Origin of the sequence: Ralstonia sp. A12, from assembly GCF_000801955.1 — a bacterium.
In the GTDB taxonomy this organism is placed as follows: Bacteria; Pseudomonadota; Gammaproteobacteria; order Burkholderiales; family Burkholderiaceae; genus Ralstonia.
The window spans coordinates 48,232-68,813 of record NZ_JSZO01000001.1 but is presented as its reverse complement, the minus strand read 5'-3'; the positions used below and the strand labels follow the sequence as shown (position 1 = coordinate 68,813).

23 protein-coding genes are annotated in these 20,582 nt (G+C 64.0%); 6 read left to right on the top strand and 17 right to left on the bottom strand.

Annotated features, from left to right (window positions below):
- Nucleotides 1-119: 119 nt before the first annotated feature.
- Both PI87_RS00305 and PI87_RS00300 read right to left on the bottom strand, forming a co-directional pair.
- Nucleotides 120-725 carry a flavodoxin family protein gene (locus tag PI87_RS00305; RefSeq protein WP_039595697.1) on the bottom strand — a complete coding sequence of 202 codons (606 nt, stop codon included), beginning with the start codon at nucleotides 723-725 and terminating at the stop codon, nucleotides 120-122.
- Nucleotides 726-759: 34 nt separating this feature from the next.
- Nucleotides 760-1,674 (bottom strand): sigma-70 family RNA polymerase sigma factor, encoded by a 915-nt coding sequence (locus PI87_RS00300; protein ID WP_052321350.1) that lies wholly within the window; start codon nucleotides 1,672-1,674, stop codon nucleotides 760-762.
- 279 nt (nucleotides 1,675-1,953) lie between these two features.
- On the opposite strand from PI87_RS00300, the gene egtB reads away from it, so the two are divergent.
- On the top strand, nucleotides 1,954-3,285 hold the full coding sequence (gene egtB, locus PI87_RS00295) for an ergothioneine biosynthesis protein EgtB (RefSeq protein ID WP_039595695.1): 1,332 nt from the start codon (nucleotides 1,954-1,956) through the stop codon (nucleotides 3,283-3,285).
- A 34-nt stretch (nucleotides 3,286-3,319) separates the two neighbouring features.
- On the opposite strand, the gene PI87_RS00290 is transcribed toward egtB, so the two are convergent.
- The 6 genes from PI87_RS00290 to mltG all read right to left on the bottom strand — a co-directional run bounded on the left by PI87_RS00290 (nucleotide 3,320) and on the right by mltG (nucleotide 8,154).
- Entirely contained in the window at nucleotides 3,320-4,168 is an 849-nt protein-coding gene (locus PI87_RS00290; protein ID WP_039595694.1) for an ankyrin repeat domain-containing protein, read from the bottom strand.
- Nucleotides 4,152-4,955 (bottom strand): TatD family hydrolase, encoded by an 804-nt coding sequence (locus tag PI87_RS00285; RefSeq protein ID WP_039595693.1) that lies wholly within the window; start codon nucleotides 4,953-4,955, stop codon nucleotides 4,152-4,154. Before PI87_RS00285 ends, PI87_RS00290 begins: the two co-directional genes overlap by 17 nt.
- A 53-nt stretch (nucleotides 4,956-5,008) precedes the next feature.
- A complete protein-coding gene (locus PI87_RS00280; RefSeq protein ID WP_232313914.1) occupies nucleotides 5,009-5,371 on the bottom strand; it encodes a PilZ domain-containing protein in 363 nt (120 codons plus the stop codon).
- 78 nt (nucleotides 5,372-5,449) lie between these two features.
- Entirely contained in the window at nucleotides 5,450-6,460 is a 1,011-nt protein-coding gene (locus PI87_RS00275; RefSeq protein WP_039595691.1) for a DNA polymerase III subunit delta', read from the bottom strand.
- Nucleotides 6,461-6,541: 81 nt separating this feature from the next.
- Nucleotides 6,542-7,159, bottom strand: a complete 618-nt coding sequence (gene tmk, locus PI87_RS00270; protein ID WP_039595690.1) for a dTMP kinase — start codon at nucleotides 7,157-7,159, stop codon at nucleotides 6,542-6,544.
- On the bottom strand, nucleotides 7,156-8,154 hold the full coding sequence (gene mltG / locus PI87_RS00265) for an endolytic transglycosylase MltG (protein WP_039595689.1): 999 nt from the start codon (nucleotides 8,152-8,154) through the stop codon (nucleotides 7,156-7,158). The genes tmk and mltG overlap by 4 nt, the downstream gene beginning before the upstream one ends.
- A 133-nt stretch (nucleotides 8,155-8,287) precedes the next feature.
- Here mltG and ygfZ point away from each other — a divergent pair, with 133 nt between their 5' ends.
- The 3 genes from ygfZ to PI87_RS00250 all read left to right on the top strand — a co-directional run bounded on the left by ygfZ (nucleotide 8,288) and on the right by PI87_RS00250 (nucleotide 10,609).
- The gene (gene ygfZ / locus PI87_RS00260) at nucleotides 8,288-9,340 is read left to right on the top strand and encodes a CAF17-like 4Fe-4S cluster assembly/insertion protein YgfZ (protein ID WP_039595688.1); all 1,053 of its coding nucleotides are present in this window, start codon (nucleotides 8,288-8,290) and stop codon (nucleotides 9,338-9,340) included.
- 32 nt (nucleotides 9,341-9,372) lie between these two features.
- On the top strand, nucleotides 9,373-9,663 hold the full coding sequence (locus PI87_RS00255; protein WP_039595687.1) for a DUF4936 family protein: 291 nt from the start codon (nucleotides 9,373-9,375) through the stop codon (nucleotides 9,661-9,663).
- A 130-nt stretch (nucleotides 9,664-9,793) separates the two neighbouring features.
- A complete protein-coding gene (locus PI87_RS00250) occupies nucleotides 9,794-10,609 on the top strand; it encodes an NRDE family protein (RefSeq protein ID WP_039595686.1) in 816 nt (271 codons plus the stop codon).
- Nucleotides 10,610-10,624: 15 nt separating this feature from the next.
- On the opposite strand, the gene PI87_RS00245 is transcribed toward PI87_RS00250, so the two are convergent.
- Complete coding sequence (locus PI87_RS00245) at nucleotides 10,625-11,509, bottom strand: sterol desaturase family protein (RefSeq protein ID WP_039595685.1); 885 nt, start codon at nucleotides 11,507-11,509, stop codon at nucleotides 10,625-10,627.
- Between the two features lie 112 nt (nucleotides 11,510-11,621).
- On the opposite strand from PI87_RS00245, the gene PI87_RS00240 reads away from it, so the two are divergent.
- Nucleotides 11,622-12,527, top strand: a complete 906-nt coding sequence (locus PI87_RS00240; RefSeq protein ID WP_039595684.1) for a LysR family transcriptional regulator — start codon at nucleotides 11,622-11,624, stop codon at nucleotides 12,525-12,527.
- On the opposite strand, the gene PI87_RS00235 is transcribed toward PI87_RS00240, so the two are convergent.
- From PI87_RS00235 to PI87_RS00225, 3 genes are read right to left on the bottom strand one after another with little or no spacing between them, the layout of a single operon-like run.
- Nucleotides 12,517-12,969: a GNAT family N-acetyltransferase gene (locus tag PI87_RS00235; RefSeq protein WP_039595683.1), complete on the bottom strand. Its 453-nt coding sequence runs from the start codon at nucleotides 12,967-12,969 to the stop codon at nucleotides 12,517-12,519. The two genes, PI87_RS00240 and PI87_RS00235, sit on opposite strands and share 11 nt — an antisense overlap.
- Nucleotides 12,970-12,978: 9 nt before the next feature.
- Nucleotides 12,979-13,416 (bottom strand): acyl-CoA thioesterase, encoded by a 438-nt coding sequence (locus tag PI87_RS00230; protein ID WP_039595682.1) that lies wholly within the window; start codon nucleotides 13,414-13,416, stop codon nucleotides 12,979-12,981.
- Nucleotides 13,417-13,438: 22 nt separating this feature from the next.
- Entirely contained in the window at nucleotides 13,439-14,413 is a 975-nt protein-coding gene (locus tag PI87_RS00225) for an alpha/beta hydrolase (protein WP_039595681.1), read from the bottom strand.
- A gap of 110 nt (nucleotides 14,414-14,523) precedes the next feature.
- On the opposite strand from PI87_RS00225, the gene PI87_RS00220 reads away from it, so the two are divergent.
- Entirely contained in the window at nucleotides 14,524-15,672 is a 1,149-nt protein-coding gene (locus tag PI87_RS00220) for an iron-containing alcohol dehydrogenase (protein WP_039595680.1), read from the top strand.
- Nucleotides 15,673-15,681: 9 nt separating this feature from the next.
- On the opposite strand, the gene PI87_RS00215 is transcribed toward PI87_RS00220, so the two are convergent.
- The 5 genes from PI87_RS00215 to PI87_RS00195 all read right to left on the bottom strand — a co-directional run bounded on the left by PI87_RS00215 (nucleotide 15,682) and on the right by PI87_RS00195 (nucleotide 20,561).
- The gene (locus PI87_RS00215; protein ID WP_039595679.1) at nucleotides 15,682-16,620 is read right to left on the bottom strand and encodes an alpha/beta fold hydrolase; all 939 of its coding nucleotides are present in this window, start codon (nucleotides 16,618-16,620) and stop codon (nucleotides 15,682-15,684) included.
- Between the two features lie 27 nt (nucleotides 16,621-16,647).
- Nucleotides 16,648-17,550, bottom strand: coding sequence for an SDR family oxidoreductase (locus tag PI87_RS00210; RefSeq protein WP_039595678.1), 903 nt, complete (start codon nucleotides 17,548-17,550; stop codon nucleotides 16,648-16,650).
- 65 nt (nucleotides 17,551-17,615) lie between these two features.
- The gene (locus PI87_RS00205; RefSeq protein WP_039595677.1) at nucleotides 17,616-18,572 is read right to left on the bottom strand and encodes a glutathione S-transferase family protein; all 957 of its coding nucleotides are present in this window, start codon (nucleotides 18,570-18,572) and stop codon (nucleotides 17,616-17,618) included.
- Nucleotides 18,573-18,599: 27 nt separating this feature from the next.
- A complete protein-coding gene (locus PI87_RS00200) occupies nucleotides 18,600-19,448 on the bottom strand; it encodes a class II aldolase/adducin family protein (protein ID WP_039595676.1) in 849 nt (282 codons plus the stop codon).
- 102 nt (nucleotides 19,449-19,550) lie between these two features.
- Entirely contained in the window at nucleotides 19,551-20,561 is a 1,011-nt protein-coding gene (locus PI87_RS00195) for an NADP-dependent oxidoreductase (protein ID WP_039595675.1), read from the bottom strand.
- Nucleotides 20,562-20,582 lie beyond the last annotated feature (21 nt).

Genomic DNA, 20,582 nt, shown 5'->3' with positions numbered 1-20,582 from the left:
TCGCTTGAATTTGTAAACGTTTACATCCTAGGCAATTGGAGTGACTGTTTCATGACAAGCGATGCTGCGCTGCAATCATCATCGCAGCGCAGCATGGGCCGCTTACGTCTTAAAGCGCGTCATGCACATTCCGCCAGCGCCTGCCGTCCGCGCACGAACCGCAGCGTCACCTCGGCGACACGCCGACCGAGATGGCGAGCCGTCGCCAGATCCGCGGCCGGTGGCACCCGCTCCGGCCCTTCGTCAGCGTTCGACTGCGCACCGGCGCCGAGCCAGAAGCCGAGGCGATTCAGGTCCTCCTCCGATCCCGTCGACGAGCAATTGGCGGGCGGCAGGCCAAGGTTGATCCAGTGCATGCCGTGCTGCGCGGCGAAGAGCGAGAGCTGGATCAGCGTCGCAAGCTTGTCGCCTGAGCGTGAGGCCGAGTTTGTGAACCCGGCGGCGAGCTTGTCCTTCCAGGTGTAGCCGCGCGACATGACGGCGGATGAGCAGGCCTCTTCAAAGGCCTTGAATGCCGCGGAAGGGCCGGCCACGTAAGTTGGCGTGCCGAAGACGATGGCCTCGGCGGCGTTCAGTTCGTCCCAGCACGTCTGTGCTTCGTCAACGGTCAGGAGGAGCGCTTCAACGCCTTCGACCTGCTCAACGCCCTCCCTGACGGCTGCAGCCTGACGTGCCGTGTGCCCATAGCCGCTCTGGTAGACGATCGCAATGCGAGTGTTCGACATGGTTGGATTCCTTGTTTGAATGCGTGAACACGGCTCAGTGAATGGACGCTGTATCGAGATGCCGGAGCTTGTCCGGATTGCGCACGACGTAGATGGCTGTGATCTGGCCACCCTCGATCGCCAGCGCCGTCGTCTGCAGCGTGTCCCCCTGCTCGAGCGTGACGAAGCCGGGCAGCCCATTGATCAGGCCGTATCGCACAAGCACCGACATGTCATTGGAAAAGAGCGATGCGAGCGACGCAAAGAGCCGCATCGCCTTGTCTGCGCCGCTGATGGGCTGCATGAGTGCCACCTTCTTGCCACCGCCGTCGGCATACACAACGACATCGGCGGCGAGCAGCGAACGCAACCGCTGCAAATTGCCGTCGCGCGAGGCCTGGTAGAAGGCGACGGCGATTTCGAGGCCGCGCTCCTTCGGCACGGCATAGCGTGGGCGGGCCGCACGCACGCGGGTCCGGGCGCGGCTGGCGAGCTGGCGGCAAGCCGCGGGCTCACGGCCCAGCGTCTCGGCAATCTCGTCAAAGCCGACGCCGAACACGTCATGGAGCAGAAACGCCGCACGCTCCAGCGGCGAGAGGCGCTCAAGCGCCATCATCAACGGCAACGTTACATCGTCGGTCACGTCTTCCTCCGCCTCGACGACGGGTTCGGGCAACCAGGGGCCAAGGTAGGTTTCGCGCTGGTTGCGAGCCGATTTCAGTTGGTCGAGCGCAAGGCGCGTCACGACGCGGCGCAGGAACGCAGCCGGCTCGCGCACCGCATCGCGCTCGGTGTGAAGCCAGCGCAAGAACGCTTCCTGAACGACGTCTTGTGCATCGGCGACCGAGCCGAGCATCCGGTACGCAACGCGGATCAGTTTGGGACGCAACGTCTCGAAGCTTGCCGCAGCGTCCTGGTCGGGGGTGAGGTCCACTGATTCTCCTTTGTCATCGGGTGGGTCCCATGCCATGACGAGATAGACCGGCGCAGTGTGACATCCCGCTCGCACGCAGCAGAGCGCCACTTCTGACGATTGCGGTGATGTGGCCATGAAAGCCGATGCTGCACTGCGATATCCCTTGCAACGCTGCATGCACATCGTTGCGCGAAACAAAATTTCAAAGCTCGCATATGCTTCTTACGAAATTCGGAAATGCGTGAGTCAGCGCGGTGCACCAGCGTGCGCTTTACCGCGTGGCCCGCTTGCTGCTGAGTCGCTCTTACCGACTGCCTGGAGACTGAAGACGCCATGCGTGTATCGCCATCGCCCGCCTTCGATGTGCCTGCCAATACCCTGTCAGCCCCGCCCGACCTCCTGCTGCACTACGACGCCGTACGGGCACAGTCCCTGGCCTTGGCTGCGCCGCTGTCGGATGCCGATGCCACCGTCCAGTCGATGGACGACGCCAGCCCCGCCAAGTGGCACCTCGCCCATACCACGTGGTTCTTCGAGGAATTCATCCTTGGCCCCAACGTGCCTGGCTACCGCTCACCGGACGCGCGCTACCGCTACCTGTTCAACTCGTATTACGAGACCGTTGGCGCGCGGCATCCGCGCCCGCGCCGGGGCATGCTCACGCGCCCGACACTCGATGAGGTGCGGGTCTATCGCGCGCATGTGGATGCGGCCATGCAGCGGCTGCTGGCTGAGGGCGTGTCGGTAGAGCTTGCCAGGTTGATCACGCTCGGGCTGCATCACGAGCAGCAGCACCAGGAGCTGCTGCTGACCGATTTGCTGCATCTGTTTGCGCAGAACCCGCTGTGTCCGGCTTACATGCAAACGCGGCCCGCACCTGTACGGGCCACCGGCGTGCAACCAGGCTGGGTTGAATTTCAGGGCGGCGCTGTGCAAATCGGCAAAACCGATTCCGGCGCCGATTTCATGTTCGACTGCGAAGGCCCGCGCCACACCGTCTGGCTGGAGCCCTACGCACTGGCCACGCACCCCGTCACCAACCGCGAGTGGATCGCGTTCATGGAGGACGGCGGTTATCGCCAGCCCACGCTGTGGCTGTCCGACGGCTGGGCTTGGGTGCAGCGCGAAGGCATCGACGCCCCGCTCTACTGGCGCGCCGGCACGGATGACGCAGATGACGCAGATGACGCAGAGGGTTGGCAGCAGATGTCGCTGCACGGTCTACAACCGGTTGACCCGGATGCGCCCGTCACGCACATCAGCTTCTACGAGGCTGACGCGTACGCCCGCTGGGTCGGCGCCCGCCTGCCTACCGAGGCCGAATGGGAGCACGCCGCAGAGGGGTTGCCCGTGCAGGGCAACTTCGCAGGCCGTGGCGCCTTGCGCCCGCTGCCCGACCACGGCGTCGCCGAAGCCGGCGGCCTGCGCCAACTTTTCGGGGATGTGTGGGAATGGACCGCCAGCCCCTATGGCCCCTACCCGGGCTTTCAGCCGGCCGAGGGTGCCGTGGGCGAGTACAACGGCAAGTTCATGTGCAGCCAGATGGTGCTGCGCGGCGGGTCGTGCGTGTCGCCCGAAGAGCATCTGCGGGCGACGTATCGCAACTTCTTCTATCCGCACCAGCGGTGGCAGTTCACCGGCGTGCGGCTGGCGCGGCGGGCATGAGGAGCATCAAGCCCGGCCGCATTTCGGCGGGTGCCTAGCGGTTGCTGTCGAACAGCATGTTGGTTGGGGTACCGATCGTATCCGGGCTACGCGGTGCCGCTGCAGCCGGTTTGGCTGCCGGCATCGGCGTTGGCGCGTCAGGCACCACAGGCTTGGCAGGCTGAGCAGTTGCCGCCGCTGGCGCCTGTACGGGAGCGGGCTTACCCGCCTGCTCCGCCAGCTTGCGCCGGCGCGATTCCAGCCCCGTCGCAATCTCGTCCTGGTGATACCGCTTGGCAAAGTCGATCACGTCCATCTTCTGCTGGTTGCGCAGGTTCATGTCCGCGCCTTCATCCAGCAGCAGCTTGACCGTGGTGATATGGCCGTTCATGGCTGCCATCATCAGCGGTGTCGTGGCATTCGGGCTTTCCGCGTCGATGTACGCGGCGTGGTCAAGCAGGTACTTGACGACGTCATCATGCCCATTGGTGGCGGCGTAGTGCAGCGCAGTCCAGCCGGTCTTGTTGACCTCCACCTCGTACGTTTCCACCATCAGCTTCACCATGGGCAGCAGGCCCTGGTAGGCGGCCATCATCAAGGCGTTCTCGCCGGCGGCGTTGGTGCGCTCGAAATCGATGTTCTTGGCGCGAATCAGCGCCGCAGCCACTTCGAGGTTCTTGTCCTTGAGCGCATCCACCAGCAGCGGCGAGCCTTCGCGCGTGTTCAGGTTCGGGTCGACACCCTGCGCGACGTACCGCTGCACCAGCACTGGCCGGTTGTATTCGACCGCAGCGCGCAGGTCGTCCTGCGGTGTGGCGAATGCGGCGCCCGACAACGCCACGGTCAGCCCAGCGGCCAATGCGATTTTCCTCATGCCATGCTTCAAGTTATCGCGGTATTGCATTGAATAGATTGAAGAAATTCTCAGTCGTTACACCGGCGATGCGGTCCAGCGGTTCCCCGCGCAGCGTGGCAATGAACTCGCCCACGTGCCGCACGTACGCCGGCTCGTTAGTCTTGCCGCGAAACGGCACCGGCGCCAGGTACGGCGAATCGGTCTCGATCAGCATGCGATCCAGCGGCACCTTCTTGGCGGTTTCCTGCAGATCCACCGCATTTTTGAACGTGACGATGCCCGAGAACGAGATATAGAAGCCCAGATCCAGCGCGGCCTTGGCCACGTCCCAGCTTTCGGTAAAGCAGTGCATGACGCCACGCGCTGCTTGGGCGTCTTCTTCGCGCATGATGGCCAGCGTGTCATCCGCCGACGAGCGGGTATGGATCACCAGCGGCTTGCCGGTTTGCTTGGAGGCGCGGATATGCGTGCGAAAACGCTCGCGCTGCCATTCCATATCGGCCACGGTGCGATCGCCCAGGCGGTAGTAGTCGAGCCCGGTTTCGCCGATGCCGACCACACGTGGGTGATCGGCCAACGTCAGCAGGCGCTCCAGCGTGGGCTCTTCAATGCGCGTGCCTTCTTCAATATCCGCTTCGGCATCCGGGTGCACGCCCACCGTGGCGTACACGTTCGGCTCTTGCTCGGCGATCTCCAACACGCTCGGGAAGTCTTCCAGCGTGACGGAGATGCACAGCGCATGCGTGACGCGGTTCTCGCGCATGCGGGTCAGCAGTTCCGGCAGGCGCGCCCGGAGATCCGGGAAATTGATATGGCAGTGGGAATCAACAAACATCGAATAATCAGAAGGTTACGGCGCCAACTTCGCGCGCCGCATCAGGAAAAATCTCAGAGCGTTTGCGTGGGCCGCTGCGAGTTGATCTGCTTGCCCAGTAGCTCTTCGATCACGCGACGCAACACGCGGCACGGTTCGTCCTCACCCAGGTGCACGCCGATCCCCGGCGTCTTGTTGGGCGTGCCGACGGGCGTGATCCAGGCCACCTTGCCGGCCACTTGGTACTTCTGCGGACGGTCCAGCAACGACAGCACGAGGAAGACCTCTTCCCCGATGCGATAAGGGCGCTGGGTCGGCACAAAGATGCCGCCGTTCTTCAGGAAGGGCATGTAGGCGGCGTGCAGGCCAGCCTCATCCTTGATGGCCAGGGAGACGATGCCCGGGCGGGTTGGCGCATTGGGGGCGCCAGCAGCCATGCCGGGAGCGCCAGGGGTGACCGGTGTACCAGGCGTACGAAGAGGTGCAGTGCTCACAGAGGTTCCAGGAGTTCAGTGTCAGGCAGCCGGAAAGAGCTGCCGGTAATCCAGCAAAAGGCTTTCAATGACGAGCCGTGCGGCTAGCGGGTGCTGCTCGGTGCGGCGCCGCTCGGGCAAAGCACGCGCGAAACGTTCCAGGCGGTCCAGCGGGATGGTGTTTGCGCAGCGCTGCAATGCGTCGCGCTGCCCTGGGAAATACCGCGGGCGCCCCGCCAGCCGCGCCGCCATCAGATCAAAGACCCATCGGTGCATGGTACTGAGAACGGCTGGAACCGACAATTTCTGTAAATGATCGGCGGTGGCCAATGCGTCCAGCTTTGCGCCCTGACCAAGCTGTTCGAGCAAAAACTGCAACAGCGGCCGGTCTTCCGACTCGGCAGCCGCCAATGCGGCCAGCGGTGCGTTGCCGTATTCGGCCAGCAGGTTCTGTGCGTGCGGCACCCCCTGCCGCTCCAGCCATTGGCGTGCCGCCTCAGGTTGCGGCGGCTGCAGCGGAAACTGCCGGCAACGCGACAGGATGGTCGGCAGGATACGGTCGATGCGGTCCGTCACCAACAGGAAGACGGTGTCCTGCGGCGGCTCCTCCAGCGTCTTGAGCAGTGCATTGGCGCCTTCGGTCTGCAGCGCATCGAGCGGATACAGCACCACCACGCGCAACCCCGCCCGGTGCGTGCCCACGCCAATGGCTTCGATCAGGTTACGCACCTGCTCCATGCGGATGATCTTGCTGGGCGCCTTCTTCTTACCCTCGGCGTCTTTCTCCGTCTCAGGTGCCTCTTCCATGGCCTCGGGCCGCACAAGATGGAAGTCAGGATGGTTGCCCTGGGCGAACCAGTTGCAGGCCGCGCACGTACCGCATGGCTGGCCGTCGGCAGCAGGCGTGTCGCACAACAGGCCCTGCGCAAAGTGCATGGCGAAATCGCGCTTGCCGGTGCCGGCCTGGCCGTTCAGCAGGATGGCGTGCGGCAGCTTGGCTCGCATCGCCTGCAGGCGTGTCCAATCAGCTGATTGCCAGGGGTAAAGCATCATAAATCAATGGGTTGTGCTGGATTGTTGATGCGAAAACTCGCTGTGAAACCATTATTTCGGTATCGGAAATTGCTCGCGAAATCAAAGCGTTGCAAGCAATTGCTCTAAGTCTTTCTGGAGTTCAATGCGTTCGCGGTTGGCGTCCAGCACGACAAAGCGCCCCGGCTCGGCGGCGGCTCGGCGCAAGTATTCCGCGCGCGTGCGCAGAAAGAACTGGGCGGACTCCGCCTCGAACTTGTCGGGCGTGCGGGCATCGGCCAGGCGTGCGGCGGCAATCTCCGGGGCCAGGTCGAAGAGGATGGTCTTGGTCGGCTGCAGGCCCTGCTGCACCCATTGCTCCAGCGCTTCGAGCCGGTCGATGGCCAAGCCCCTGCCCCCGCCCTGGTAGGCGAAGGTGGCATCGGTGAAGCGGTCGGAGATGACCCAGTCGCCACGATCGAGAGCGGGTTGAATCACCTCGGCGATATGCTCGCGGCGGCTGGCGAACATCAGCAGCGCTTCGGTTTCCAGGTGCATGCGCTCGTGCAGCAACACTTCGCGCAGGCGCTCACCCAGGGGGGTGCCGCCTGGCTCGCGGGTGACAACCACCTTTTTGCCCTGCGGCGCGAGCTTTGCCTGCAACTGCTGGGCGAACCACGCCAGGTGCGTGCTCTTGCCCGCGCCGTCAATGCCTTCGAATGTGATGAACTTGCCGGTCATGGTTGGCCGCGCTGATATTTGTTGACGGCCCGGTTATGGTCCGTCAGGTTGGTCGAAAACTGGCTGCTGCCGTCGCCGCGTGCCACGAAGTACAGCGCATCGGACGTGGCCGGGTTCAGCGCCGCCTGCAGCGAGGCCATGCCCGGCAGCGAGATCGGCGTAGGCGGCAGACCAGCCCGTGTGTAGGTGTTATACGGCGTATCGGCCTGCAGGTCGCGCTTGCGCAAGTTGCCGTCGAATCCGGCACCGATGCCGTAGATGACAGTCGGGTCGGTCTGCAGCAGCATGTTCCTGCGCAAGCGGTTGACGAACACCGCCGCGATCATCGGCCGGTCGATCTTCTGGCCGGTCTCCTTCTCGATGATCGAAGCCATGGTCAGCGCTTCGTACGGCGTCTTGTACGGCAGGTCGAGCGGCCGCTTGGCCCAGGCGTCCGCCAGGCGCTTCTGCATGGCCTGGTAGGCATGGCGGTACAGTTCCACGTCAGAGCTGCCGCGGGCGAACAGATAGGTGTCAGGGAAGAACAAACCTTCCGGATTGGCCTCGGGCGCGCCGATCTTGCGCATCAGGTCCGCATCGGACAGGCCCACCGTGTCGTGTTTGAGCGCGGGCTCGGCATCCACCACCGCACGCATCTGGCGCATCGACCAGCCTTCAATGACGGTGACAACGTAGTGCGTGACCTCGCCGCGCGCCATTTTGTCGAGGATGGACAGCGGTGTGGCGCCCGTTTCCAGCTCATAGCCGCCAGCTTTCAGGCTCTTGGCATTGCCGGTGGCGCGCGCCACGAGCGAGAACAACTGCGGTTGCACGCCCACGCCCGCGCTGGCGAGCTGCTTGCCGACCGAGATCACGCTCGAGTTCGGCTTGATCACGACTTCCAGCGACGGGGCAGAAAGGCTCACCGGTTGCTGTGCCCACCACACCACGCCGCCTGCCGCAGCAAGCGCGATCAGGATCGCCAGAACAACCAGCCGTTTGAGAAAAGAGAACATTGCGTTTTGAATCTATGCGCGGAACCGCCCGACCATGGCCTTGCCCGCACTCTTGAAATGGGTTGAGAGGGCACAAACTGCCCTTCAGACAGCCTCATATAATACCGGGTCAACCTCAGGCAGCCTGCACACCATGAATGACGTTTTTCAGGATTTCGTCGATACGCTCAGCTTTCCGCCGCTCGACGTCCAATTTGACGCCGCCGCGCACGGCAGCGTGCTGTCTGCGCCAACCAATCTTGCGCGCATCGCCGTTGAAGGCGCCGATGCGGCCGAATTTCTCCATAACCAGCTGACCAACGCCGTGACGGGTTTGGGGCCAAACCAGGCACGTCTGGCCGGCTACTGCTCGCCCAAGGGGCGCTTGCTGGCGACGCTGCTGATGTGGCGCCAGGCCGATACGATCGTGCTGCAGGCTGACAAGCTGGTCGCCCCCGCACTCACCAAGCGCTTGTCGATGTTCGTGCTGCGCGCCAAGGCCAAGCTGCGGCCGATGGACGAGTTCATCGCCATCGGCGTCGCCGGGCCGGATGCAGCCGATGCCTTGCGCGAAGCCGGCGCCGTGCTGCCTGAATCGGACACCGGCGCGGACGCCATCTACGCCGTTGCACAGCAGCCAGCTACGGTGGGCCAGCAGGTTGGCGCCGTCATCCGCCTGCCTGACGCAAACGGCCGCCCGCGCTATCAATGGATGGTGCACGCCGAGCATTTCCAGCACGCATGGAAGACGTTGTCGTCGCGCCTGTCGCTGATTGGCACCGAGGTGTGGGATTGGCTGAGCCTGCAGGCAGGTGTGCCGCAAATCACCCTGCCCACGCAAGAGCAGTTCGTGCCGCAGATGGTGAATCTGGAGCTGCTGGGCGGTGTCGATTTCAAGAAGGGCTGCTACCCCGGCCAGGAAATCGTGGCGCGCAGCCAGTATCGCGGCACGCTCAAGCGGCGCATGCAGCGTGCACACGTACAGGCGCCCACCTCTGCCGGTGCCGAGGTGTACAGCGCGGCCGATCCGAACCAGCCGTGCGGCATGGTCGTCAACGCCGCGATGGCGCCAGACGGCGGTACTGACCTGCTGGTCGAGCTGAAGCTGGATGCGCTCGATACCGTCATCCACCTTGCCACATTTGATGGCCCGGTGCTGACGCTGCAGAACCTGCCGTACACGATTCCCGTGGCGCAAGACGCCTGACGCGCCCAAGCACCTCATAGCGGACACCCACCATGGCTGACCACCTGTTCGTCTACTTCCGCATCGCCGAGCGCGACGCTGCCACTGCCCTGCCGCGCTGGCAGCGCTGGCTCGACACCGTGGAAGAAGCGACAGGCGTGACCGGCACCGTCATGCGCCGGCCCGAACTACGCGACGGCCAGGCCACGTGGATGGAGTGCTATCACGACATCCCGCCCGCCTTTGCCGCCACGCTGGCCGGCCTGTGGGAGACCGGCGGCCCGCGTGAATTTGTCGCGGGCGAGCGCCATGCAGAGCTTTTCGTCGATCTAGAAAATGGCTAACTGCGCGGCTAGCGACGTACCCACGTAATCGTCATCGCAAAAGTCCGGCTGGCTGCTATGCTTGGCCGAAGCCCTCGCGACACAGGTCGTCACATTGACCACTCGCGCGGCATGTTCAAAGGAAGTGCTCATGTGTTTGATTCTCACGGCCTGGCACGCCCACCCCGCCTATGCGCTGGTGGTGGCCGCCAACCGGGACGAATTCTATGACCGCCCTGCCGCGCCGCTGGCGTGGTGGAGCGATGCGCCCAACGTGCTGGCTGGGCGGGACCTGGCCCAGGTGGTCGGCCACGCAGGCACGTGGATGGGGATGACACGCGACGGCCGCTTTGCCGCGCTGACCAACTACCGCGCGCCGTCCGAGCGCCGCCCGGATGCGCGTTCACGCGGCGAGTTGGTCTCCAATTTTCTGATGGCCGAAGAGGCGTCGATCCCGGCGTATCTCGACAGCCTCACCGCGCGCGACCGCGCCTACAACGGCTACAACCTGCTGACCGCCACGCGCGACGAACTCTGGTGGACCAGCAACCGCGCAGATGCCCCGCGCAAGCTGGCGCCCGGCGTGTATGGGCTGTCGAATGCCTTGCTCGACACGCCGTGGTTCAAGGTGCGCCACCGGATGGCGGCGTTTGCCGAAGCGCTGGCTGCGGATACGGGCCGGCACGGCAACGCGCTGGACGTGGCGCGCTACATCAATCTGATGGCTGAGACACGAGAAGCTCCCACGCGCTCCCTACCAGCAACCGGCGTGGCGCCTGAGTGGGAGAAACTGCTGTCTGCTGCGTTCATCCGCTCGCCGCGCTATGGCACGCGTGCCACCACCGTACTGCGTATCCGCCACGACGGCTGCTTCGACGTGACCGAACGCCGCTTCGATGCACAAGGCCAGATTGGCGAGACGCGCTACCTCGGCGTGCTCGATACCGTCACGCACGCCGATACGTAAGCCCGGCCACACGAGCTACGCCTGCTCTTGCACGGCGTCCGCTTCCGTAAAGCCATAACCACCCGGGCGCAGCGCCGAATGCTCGCGCTTGGACTGCACCAGCGGATAGAACATCTGCGCAGTCCAGCGCTCCTCCCCGAACAGCACGTCATCCTGCAGGCCGATCTGCGCGGGGTACTTGCGCGTGATGTGGGCGGTGCCGAACAGCACATCCCAGAAGAACAGCAGGTTGCCGAAATTGCCTTTGTAGTGGCCAATGCCGTCTGCGTTAGTGAGCGCGTGGTGCGCCCAGTGCGTGGCCGGCGTGGAGATGGTGCGCTCAACCACCCACATCAGCGGGCGCAGTGCACGGATGCGGTACAGCGGCGCGTCCCACGGCCAGGCACAGTGCGCGCCGAGAATGACTGCCACCTTCACCACCAGATACACCCCGTAGACGCTGCCGAACCCCAGGTACACCGCCACGCCGCCAATCCACAGGCCCGGCATCATCAGGTAGTAGAAGAAGTTGTTGCGGTACGTGATGCGCACGCTCATGTACGACGAGCTGTGGTGCGCACGGTGCAGCGGCCACAGCAGCGGCGAATGCGAGGCGCGGTGCCAAAGGTACTGTGTGAGGTCATCACCGATCAGCAGCAGGCCCGTCATCGCCCACCAGGGCAGATTGGCCCAGGCGTTGTGCTGCGCAGGCATCAGCCAGTTACACAGCGCGTTACTGCCAAGCAGCGCAATCGGCTGAGTGACGGCAACCAGGCTGACGAACATCAGCACTTCCAGCCACGCGTCGTTGGCGGTGGCCTTGCCACTGACACTGGCCTGGTAGCGCCGGGTGACGAACTCCATGGCGCCAAAGCCCAGGATGCAGGCGCTGATCAGGAGCAGTTGCTGCTGTGAACTCATCGGGGTGTCTCCTCGCTTTTGTTGCGAATTCTTGTGGAGACAAGCCTAGGAGTGTCGATTCAATGCGTCCAATGCATAATGAACATCCGTTCAATGCAATGGACGCAACACCATGGATTTACGCCGTCTGAGCCACGTCGTTGCCCTGGCCGACACCCTGCACTTCGCCCGTGCTGCCGAGCTGGCGCACCTGAGCCAGCCCGCCTTCAGCCGCAGCATCCAGGCCATTGAGGATGACCTTGGCATCCGCCTGTTCGACCGGGACGTGGGTGGCGTGCGGCCCACTGCCGCGGGTGAATTCGTGATCGCTCGCGGACGCAAGCTGCTGTTCGAGGCGCGTTGCCTACAGCGCGACGTGGATCTCTACCGCGACAGCCAACTGGGCGACACCGCCTTCGGCGTGGGACCGCTGCTGACCGCCACCCTGATGCCGCAGGCACTGCGTGAGTTGCGGCAGCAGCATCCCCAGGTGGCGCTGCGCATGGAAGTCGGCAACTGGGTGCAGTTGCTGGAAAGCCTACGTACGGAGAGCATCGAGTTCTTCGCCGCCGATGTGCGCGATATGCCGAAAGATGCCGCGCTGGATATCCAGCCGATCGGCGGCCAGCCACCTCACCTGTATGTGCGGGCCGGCCATCCGCTGGCGGAGCGCGAACACACGCTGCGCGAAGTCTGGGAATACGGCATTGCCGTGCCGAAGCTGCTGAGCCCGTCCAAGGTGGAACTGGCCGCTCTGTTGGGCCTGCCAGCAGGACAGGAAGCCAGCATCGCGCTCGAATGCGACAACTACGGCGTGCTCAAGACAGTGGCACTCACCACCGACACCGTGCTGGGGGCAACGGACGCTGCGGTACGGGAGGAGTTGGAGTCCGGTGCGCTCATACGGCTGGCAGTGAAGGGTTGGCTATCGCCGCCGTCAATTACCGGGATTGTGCGGTTGCACGGCAGAACCGCATCGCCGGCAGCGCAGGCGGCCATCGCAGCGATTGTGCGGGCCGCCGTGGCAATCAACGTGTAAGCACGCGGCGCATGGTCCAGTGCGGAATGCCTGCCTCCTCAAACTCCTCGCCCTCGGCCGCGAAGCCGGCGCGGGTGTAGAACGGCATGGCGTGGGTTTGCGCGTTCAGGATCAGTTCGGGGTAACCGAGCGACTTGGCCTTGTCGATCAACGCATCCAGCACGCGCGCGCCAACGCCCGTACCGCGCGCTTCCTTGCGCACCGCCATGCGGCCGATATGGCCGTCAGGTAGCAGACGGCCGGTGGCAACCGCACGGCCAGCCGTGTCACGTGCCAGGGCGTGCCAGCACTGGTCGTCCCACTCATCCCATTCAAGTTCGACGGGCACGCCCTGCTCAATGACAAACACGTCGTAGCGGATGGCGCGCGCGTCTTCGCGCACGGCATCCCAGCGGTCGACTTCAACACCAGCAAGCGGGCGGATAGATTCAGGGGCAGTCATGCTCAGTTTTCAGAATTCAGGCTTCAGGACTTCAAAATTGAGAATGCGATCGCGCAGCGTGTCGGGAATCGGCGCGGAGGTCTGCGTCGCCGGATCGGCGCACACATAGATGACTTCGCCGGTAACGAGGTGCTCGTCTGCGCGATACATCTCGATGATAAAGCGCATGCTGGAGCGGCCCAGGCGCGCGACGCGGCAGCGCAGATCCAGCTCATCATCAAAGCGCGCGGACGCATGGTATTCGAGCGTGGATTTGACCACGTAGAAATCGACACCAAACGTATCCACCACATCCAATGGATACCGCACGCCGATGCTGCGCCAGTACTCGGTAATGCAGACATCGACATACAGCAGGTAGTGGCCGTTGAAGACGATGCGCTGCGCATCCACTTCGGCCCAGCGCACGCGCAGCGGCGTGCTGTGGCGGAAATCCTCGATCGCCATGCCGGTCTCCTCTCGTTATGGCTTATTCAGTCACGGTGCCGAAAGCGCGGCGCAGCGCGTCGGCAGCATCCCGGTGCGCGTCTTCGACGGCCGGCACGAAGCGGCCGATCTTGAAGAAGTCGTGGATCATGCCTTCGTAGATCTTGAGCTCGACCGGTACCTTTGCGACGCGCAGTTTGTTCGCGTAGCCGATGCCGGCATCGCGAATCGGGTCGAAGCCCGCCACGGCAATCCACGCGGGGCACACACTGCTCACGTCTGCGCCGTGGCCGCCCGCGTCCAACGGGGCGAAACGCCAGTCGTCACGGTCGGCATCGGTGCGCAGGTATTGCGAGAAGAACCAGTGGATCATCTCCTGCGTGAGCAGATAGCCCTCGGCGAATTCGCGGTGCGACGAAGTGGTCTCGCGTGCGGTGGTGCCGGGGTAGATCAACAGTTGCAGCACGGGCTGAAAGCCACAATTGCGAGCTTCAATGGCCGTGACAGCGGCCAGCGTACCGCCCGCGCTGTCGCCACCGAATGCGATGCGCGTGGGGTCGGCGCCGATCGTGGCGGCTTCATCGAACACCCACTGCAGCACGTCGAAGGCGTCGTTTGCTGCGGTCGGGAATTTCCAATCCGGCCCGAGCCGGTAATCGACCGACAGCACCATCGCGCCAGACTTGACCGCGAGCGACCGGCAGAGCTGGTCGTGCGTCTTGATGCTGCCCACCGTGAAGCCGCCGCCATGGAAGTACACCAGCAACGGTAGCGGATCGGCCCAGCTTGCCTCGCGCGCCGCGTACGTGCGGATCGGAATGACATAGCCATCGCGCGCCGTGACCGTCAGGTCATGCACAGCCTCCAACGGGATGGTCGGGATGTCGACAATGGGGCTGCTCTTTTCGTAGGCGATCTTGGCGTCGGCGGGGTCGAGCGCATTCAGCGGCGGACGCTTGGCACGCGCCACCAGATCGAGCAACTGGGCAACGTGCGGGTCGAGAGACGGGGACTGCATGAGGGCGTTAACTGAACGATCGTTCTAATTTGGCTATCATCGGAGTATCCATTGAACCACGCCCGCAGGACAAGACGGGCGATGCAGACAACACCATCCGGAGACAACGCATGGCCCTCATCTTCTATCTCACCCACGTTCACCTTGGCTTTGGCACGGTCAACGAACTGAAAAGCGAATGCGCTCGCGTCGGCATCCGCCGGCCGATGATCGTGACGGACAAGGGGGTGGCTGCCGCGGGCCTCGCCCAGCGCGCCATCGATGCCACGGGCGGCTTACCCGTCACGGTGTTCGACGAGACGCCATCCAACCCGACCGAGGCGATGGTGTTGAAAGCCTCTGCGCAATACAAGGACGCGGGCTGTGATGGGCTGATCGCCATCGGTGGCGGCTCGTCGATCGACCTGGCCAAGGGCATCGCCATTGCGGCGACGCACCCGGAGCCACTCACCACCTACGCCACCATCGAGGGCGGCAGCACGAAGATCACGGAAGCGGCGGCGCCGCTGATCGCCATTCCCACCACCGCCGGCACCGGCAGCGAGGTGGCGCGCGGCGCGATCCTCATCCTAGAGGACGGTCGCAAGCTGGGTTTCCACTCTTGGCATCTGCTGCCCAAGTCGGCCATCTGCGACGCTGAGTTGACGCTCGGCCTGCCGCCAGCGCTCACGGCGGCCACCGGCATGGATGCCATCGCGCATTGCATTGAGACCTTCCTCGCCCCAGCCTTCAACCCGCCCGCTGACGGTATCGCGCTGGACGGTCTGGAGCGTGCCTGGGCCAACATCGAGCGCGCCACGCGTGATGGCGCCGACCGCGATGCGCGGCTGAACATGATGAGTGCCTCGATGCAGGGCGCGATGGCGTTTCAGAAGGGGCTGGGGTGCGTGCATTCGCTATCGCACCCGCTGGGCGGCGTGAAGGTGAATGGCAAGACCGGACTACACCACGGCACGCTCAATGCGGTGGTGCTGCCGGCGGTGCTGCGCTTTAACGAGACGGCGGAAACGGTGGTGCGGGACAACCGCTACGCGCGTATGCGCCGCGTGATGAACCTGCCGGCTGGTGCGGACCTCGCCCAGGCCGTGCACGACCTGACGGCGCGCCTGGGCCTGCCGACTGGCCTGCGTCAGATGGGTGTGCCGGATGATGCGCTGGAGCACGTGGTGGAAGGTGCCCTGCTCGACCACTGTCACAAGACCAACCCGCGCATCGCCACGGCAGATGACTACCGCCGCATGCTGGCGGAGTCGATGTAAGCGGGAACGTTACGAAACGAATGGCCGGATCAGCGCAGTGATGCGCTCCGGCTGTTCGTGCACGACCCAGTGCGTGCCGTTGGGAATGCGCTCCAGGCGCATATCCGGAATGAAGCGCTCCAGCCCGTTGAGCAGGCCCTTGGGCAACGCCATGTCCATCTCACCCCAGATCACCAGCGTGGGCATCTTCACGACAAACGCCTCCGGCGGCATCTGATCGATGCGCAGCGGCGCAGTACCTTCGGTGGGCGGGTGCAAAGGCGAGGCGCGGTAGTAGTTCACACCGCCTGTCAGGCCATGCGAGCCGCCCTCACCCGGTCGGCTCCAGGCTGCGTGATAACGCGCTCGCACCTCTGGCGTGAACCACTCGGCCACGGGCTGGCCCATGCCATGGAAGAAACCTTCGAGCTTCTCGAATTCGTTGGCGGCCAGCGCCTCTTCCGAGCCCGGCTGGCGCAACCAGTTCATGTATGCCGACGAAGCCTGCTGCGCTGGATCGCTCAGCAGCGCATTCGCAAACACCCACGGATGCGGCGAATTGACGATCACCAATCGCTCAACCAACTCCGGATGCTGGATGGCAAGGTTCCAGCAGATCGCCCCACCCCAGTCATGCGCGACCACGATGGCACGTTCATACCCCAGCGCCGTGATGAACTGCGCTAGATCCTGCACCAGCAGCTTGGGGCGATACGCCTCCACCGCTGCCGGCTTGCTCGACAGGTTGTAGCCGCGCATGTCAGGCGCCACGGCAAAGTGCGTGTCGCTAAAGGCCGCGAGCTGTGCCTCCCACTCGTACCAGAACTCCGGAAAGCCGTGCACGAACAGCATCAGCGGCGCACCGCGCTTGCCGGCGCTGGCGTAGTGCAGCCGCGTGCCGTTGGGCAGATCGGCGAACTGCGATTCGGCGATGGTGACTGATGATGCGGCAGCCGTTGCTGTAGTCATGGCGATTCCGGAGTCGTGGAAATGGAGTTACCCGCGCAACGCATCCACCAGACGCGCACGCACGTCCGGCTTGCCCTCGAACGGATCCGACGGGTTGCGTTGCGAGACGATGTCTTCAAAGCGATGCTGTACCGGTGCAAGTGCGTGCGGGTGCGAGTAGATGTAAAAGCCCGCGTTGCGGATTGCGTCAAAGGTCATCTGGCCAACCTGCTCGGCGGTGACTTTGCCGGAACTGACGGCTTTCTCCGACATGGCGCGCGAGACCAACTGCGACTTGGTGGGCGGCGCTGTATTGGCCAGATCCTGCGGTCGATTGCGGTCCGACTGCGTGATGCCGGTCGGCACAAAGTACGGGCACAACACCGAGCAATGGATCTGCTCGGTCACCAGGCTCAAGTCCTGATACAGCGATTCCGACAGCGCCACCACCGCATGCTTGGACACGTTGTAGATGCCCATGGCCGGCGCGTTCAGCAGCCCCGCCATCGATGCCGTATTGACGATATGGCCTTCGTACGACGGGTCTTTCTTGGCGGCTTCCAGCATCAGCGGTGTGAAGATGCGCACGCCGTGAATCACGCCATGCAGGTTCACGCCGAGCACCCAATCCCAGTCACGTTCGGAGTTCTCCCAGATCAGGCCACCGGCGCCCACACCTGCGTTGTTGAACAGCAGGTTGACCTTGCCGAACGTCTTGATGGCCGCATCGGCCAGCGCCCGCACGTCTTCCACCTTCGACACGTCGACGCGCAGACCGATCACTTCCACGTCCTGCGCCTGGAACTCGGCAATGGCGGCGTCCAGTGCATCTTGCTGGATATCGGCCAGCACCAGCTTCATGCCCAACCCGGCAGCGATCTTGGCGAACTCCTTGCCGAAACCCGACGCACCACCCGTAATGACGGCCACGCCGCCTGCGAATTGCTTCATACGTGTCTCTCTCGTGTTGTTGTCATGAAAGGCGATCAAAGCGGCAATGCCCGCGTGTCCAACGCCTAGCTTGCAGCTTCAACCTTGCGCACGGCGTAACCCACGCGCGGGAAATACACCACCACCTGGCCGACACGTGCGTCTTCGCGCAGCACGCCCACCGTGTCGCGGGTGGAAACGATCAGTTCACCTTCGATTGGGTCGACACCGTAGTCGACTGCAGCCACCGTCACGCGCGTGCCCTTCGGCAGGCCGTAGCGCTCGTCGAATGGCGCATTCGGTTCGGTCAGTGCGCGTGGCGTGGCAGCCTTGGCGACGTCGAGCGCTTCAGCCGGTGTCATCGGCTGGGCTTGCGAGTGCCCAAGCGCGGCGACGCGATGCATCCACGCCACGACCTCCGGATGGGCGTCCAGAATGCCCGCCACGCCTGTCGCACGGCGGATGAACCACAGGCAGTGATAGACGGAGAAGTCAGCCACCGTCGGCTGCTCGCCGAATAGGAAGATGTGCTCACCGGTGGCGAGTTGTCGCTCCAGTTGTGCGAGGAAGACATGCAGCGTGGACGCGGCCTCCTGCGGCGGCGTGCGCAGGCCGGTACCACCTGCGCGCATGGCCTTGCGGTCTTCCACGAAGGCTTTGACGAATTCCTCTGGCATGCTGCCGAACAGACTTTGGAAGCCCGCCGGTTGCATGACAAAGGTGGCCGACGCCCAGAACAGCGTCGTATCGGCCCATTGCGCCATGGCAAACACCGCTGCCGCATGTTCGGACGGCACGAGCCTGGGCAGGGGGTGAATCGACTCCAGCACCTGCGCGATCAACGCGGTATCGCAGTAGATATCCGCGCCGATCTGCAGGAACGGCGTGCGCCGGTAGCCACCGGTGAGCGGCATCACATCCGGCTTGGGCAAGATCACGGGTACCGTGACGGACTTCCACGGCTGGTCCTTGTAGCCGAGGATCAAACGCACCTTCTCCGAAAACGGCGACGTGGCGTAGTGATGCAGGATCAGATCCGTCATGGGTGCTCCAAAAGGTTGCGAGGCCGATCAGTCGAGCAGATCGGGTTGTTCCTTGACGATGCGGGCGTATAGCGGCTGGAACTGGAACCACCCTGCCTGTGCCGAGCCAACGATGGAATACGCCTGCCGCGCGGCCGCATCGGAAATCGTGCGCGGTGCCTCGCCCGTGCGCGCGCCTGCGGCTTCGGCCAGCAGCTGCACCTGGCAGGAGCGCTCCATGGTGATGAACCACCAGGCAGCCTCGTCGACCGTCTTGCCGACCGTCAGCAGGCCGTGGTTCTGCAGGATGGCGGCCTTGTTGTCGCCGAGTGCTTCGGCAATGCGCTGGCCCTCATCCAGCTCGACTACCACGCCGCCGAAATCGTCATACACCGCATGATCGCCATAGAAGGCGCACACGTCTTGCGTGAGCGGATCGAGCTTGCGACCGAGCGTCGACCACGCGCGCCCGTACGTGCTGTGCGAGTGCGCAGCAGCCACGGCATCGGGCCGCGCCTGATGCACGCGCGAGTGAATGGCAAAGGCGGCAGCGTTGACGGGATAGTCGCCCTCAACAACGTTGCCATGGTGATCGCAGCGGATCAGGTTCGACACCGTCACCTGGCTGAAATGCACGCCGAACGGGTTCACCCAAAAGCTGTCTTGGTGCTCTGGATCGCGCGCCGTGATGTGCCCGGCTACGCCTTCATCGAAACCGAATTTGGAGAACAGCCGGAATGCTGCTGCCAGACGCTGCTTGCGATGCAGGCGCTCTTCGGCGACGGTGGCGAATTGCGGCGGACGCGGCAGATTGCGATAGCGGGCAGCGGCCTCGGGGCTGAGGCTGGCCGCCATGTCATCAGGCCGCTTGGCGTGGGCGGTATCGGGTGCGTTCATGGTGTCTCCTTCACGCAGTCGTTGTGGGTGGAGCCATTCTGTGGGGGCCTTCATCCCGCGGACTGTCAAGCGATTGACAGTCCGCACATCAACGTTAAAACGTCAGACCAGCTTCACGAGTTGCTTGCCGAAGTTCTTGCCCTTGAGCAGGCCCATGAAGGCTTCCGGCGCACTGGCCAGACCGTCTGCCACGCTCTCGCGGAACTTCAGCTTGCCCTGCGCCACAAAGCCGCCCAGCTCGCGCAGTGCTTCCGGCCACACGTCCATGTGTTCGGAGACGATGAAGCCCTCGATGGTCAGGCGCGATACCAGGATCAGTTGCGGGTTCTGCAGCGGCAGCGGCTGGCCGTCGTAACCGGCGATCATGCCGCACATGGCGATACGGCCGAAGGCGTTCATGCGTGACAGCACGGCATCCAGGATCGAGCCGCCGACGTTTTCAAAGTACGAGTCGATGCCGTCGGGCGTGGCTTCCTTGAGCATCTGGTACAGCTCCTTCGAGTCCTTGGCAGCCTTGTAGTCGATGCAGGCATCAAAGCCCAACTCGTTGACCACGTAGTCGCACTTGTCCTTGCCACCGGCAAAGCCCACGGCGCGGCAGCCCTTGAGCTTGGCAAGCTGGCCGACCACGCTGCCCACGGCACCCGAAGCAGCGCTCACGGCCACGGTCTGGCCGGGCTTCGGCAGCATGATCTTGTTCAGGCCGTACCACGCCGTCACACCGGGCATGCCCACCGAGCCCAGATACGCCGACAGCGGAATGTGGCGCGTATCCACCTTTTGGATGCCGCGGCCATCGGACACGCCCACTTCCTGCCAGCCGAACATGCCGACCACGTTGTCGCCCACGGCAAACGACGGGTTCTTCGATGCTTCCACCACGCCCACGGTGCCGCCGATCATGACTTCATCGAGCGGCTGCGGCTGCGCATACGACTTGCTGTCGTTCATGCGGCCGCGCATGTACGGATCGAGCGACAGGAAATGGTTGCGCACCAGCACCTGGCCGTCCTGCAGCTCGGGGATGTCAGCCGTCTCCAGACGGAAGTTGTCCGGCGTCACGGCACCCTGCGGGCGGGAGGCCAGAACAATGCGTTGATACGTCTTCGACATAAATGCGCTCCTAGGTATTCG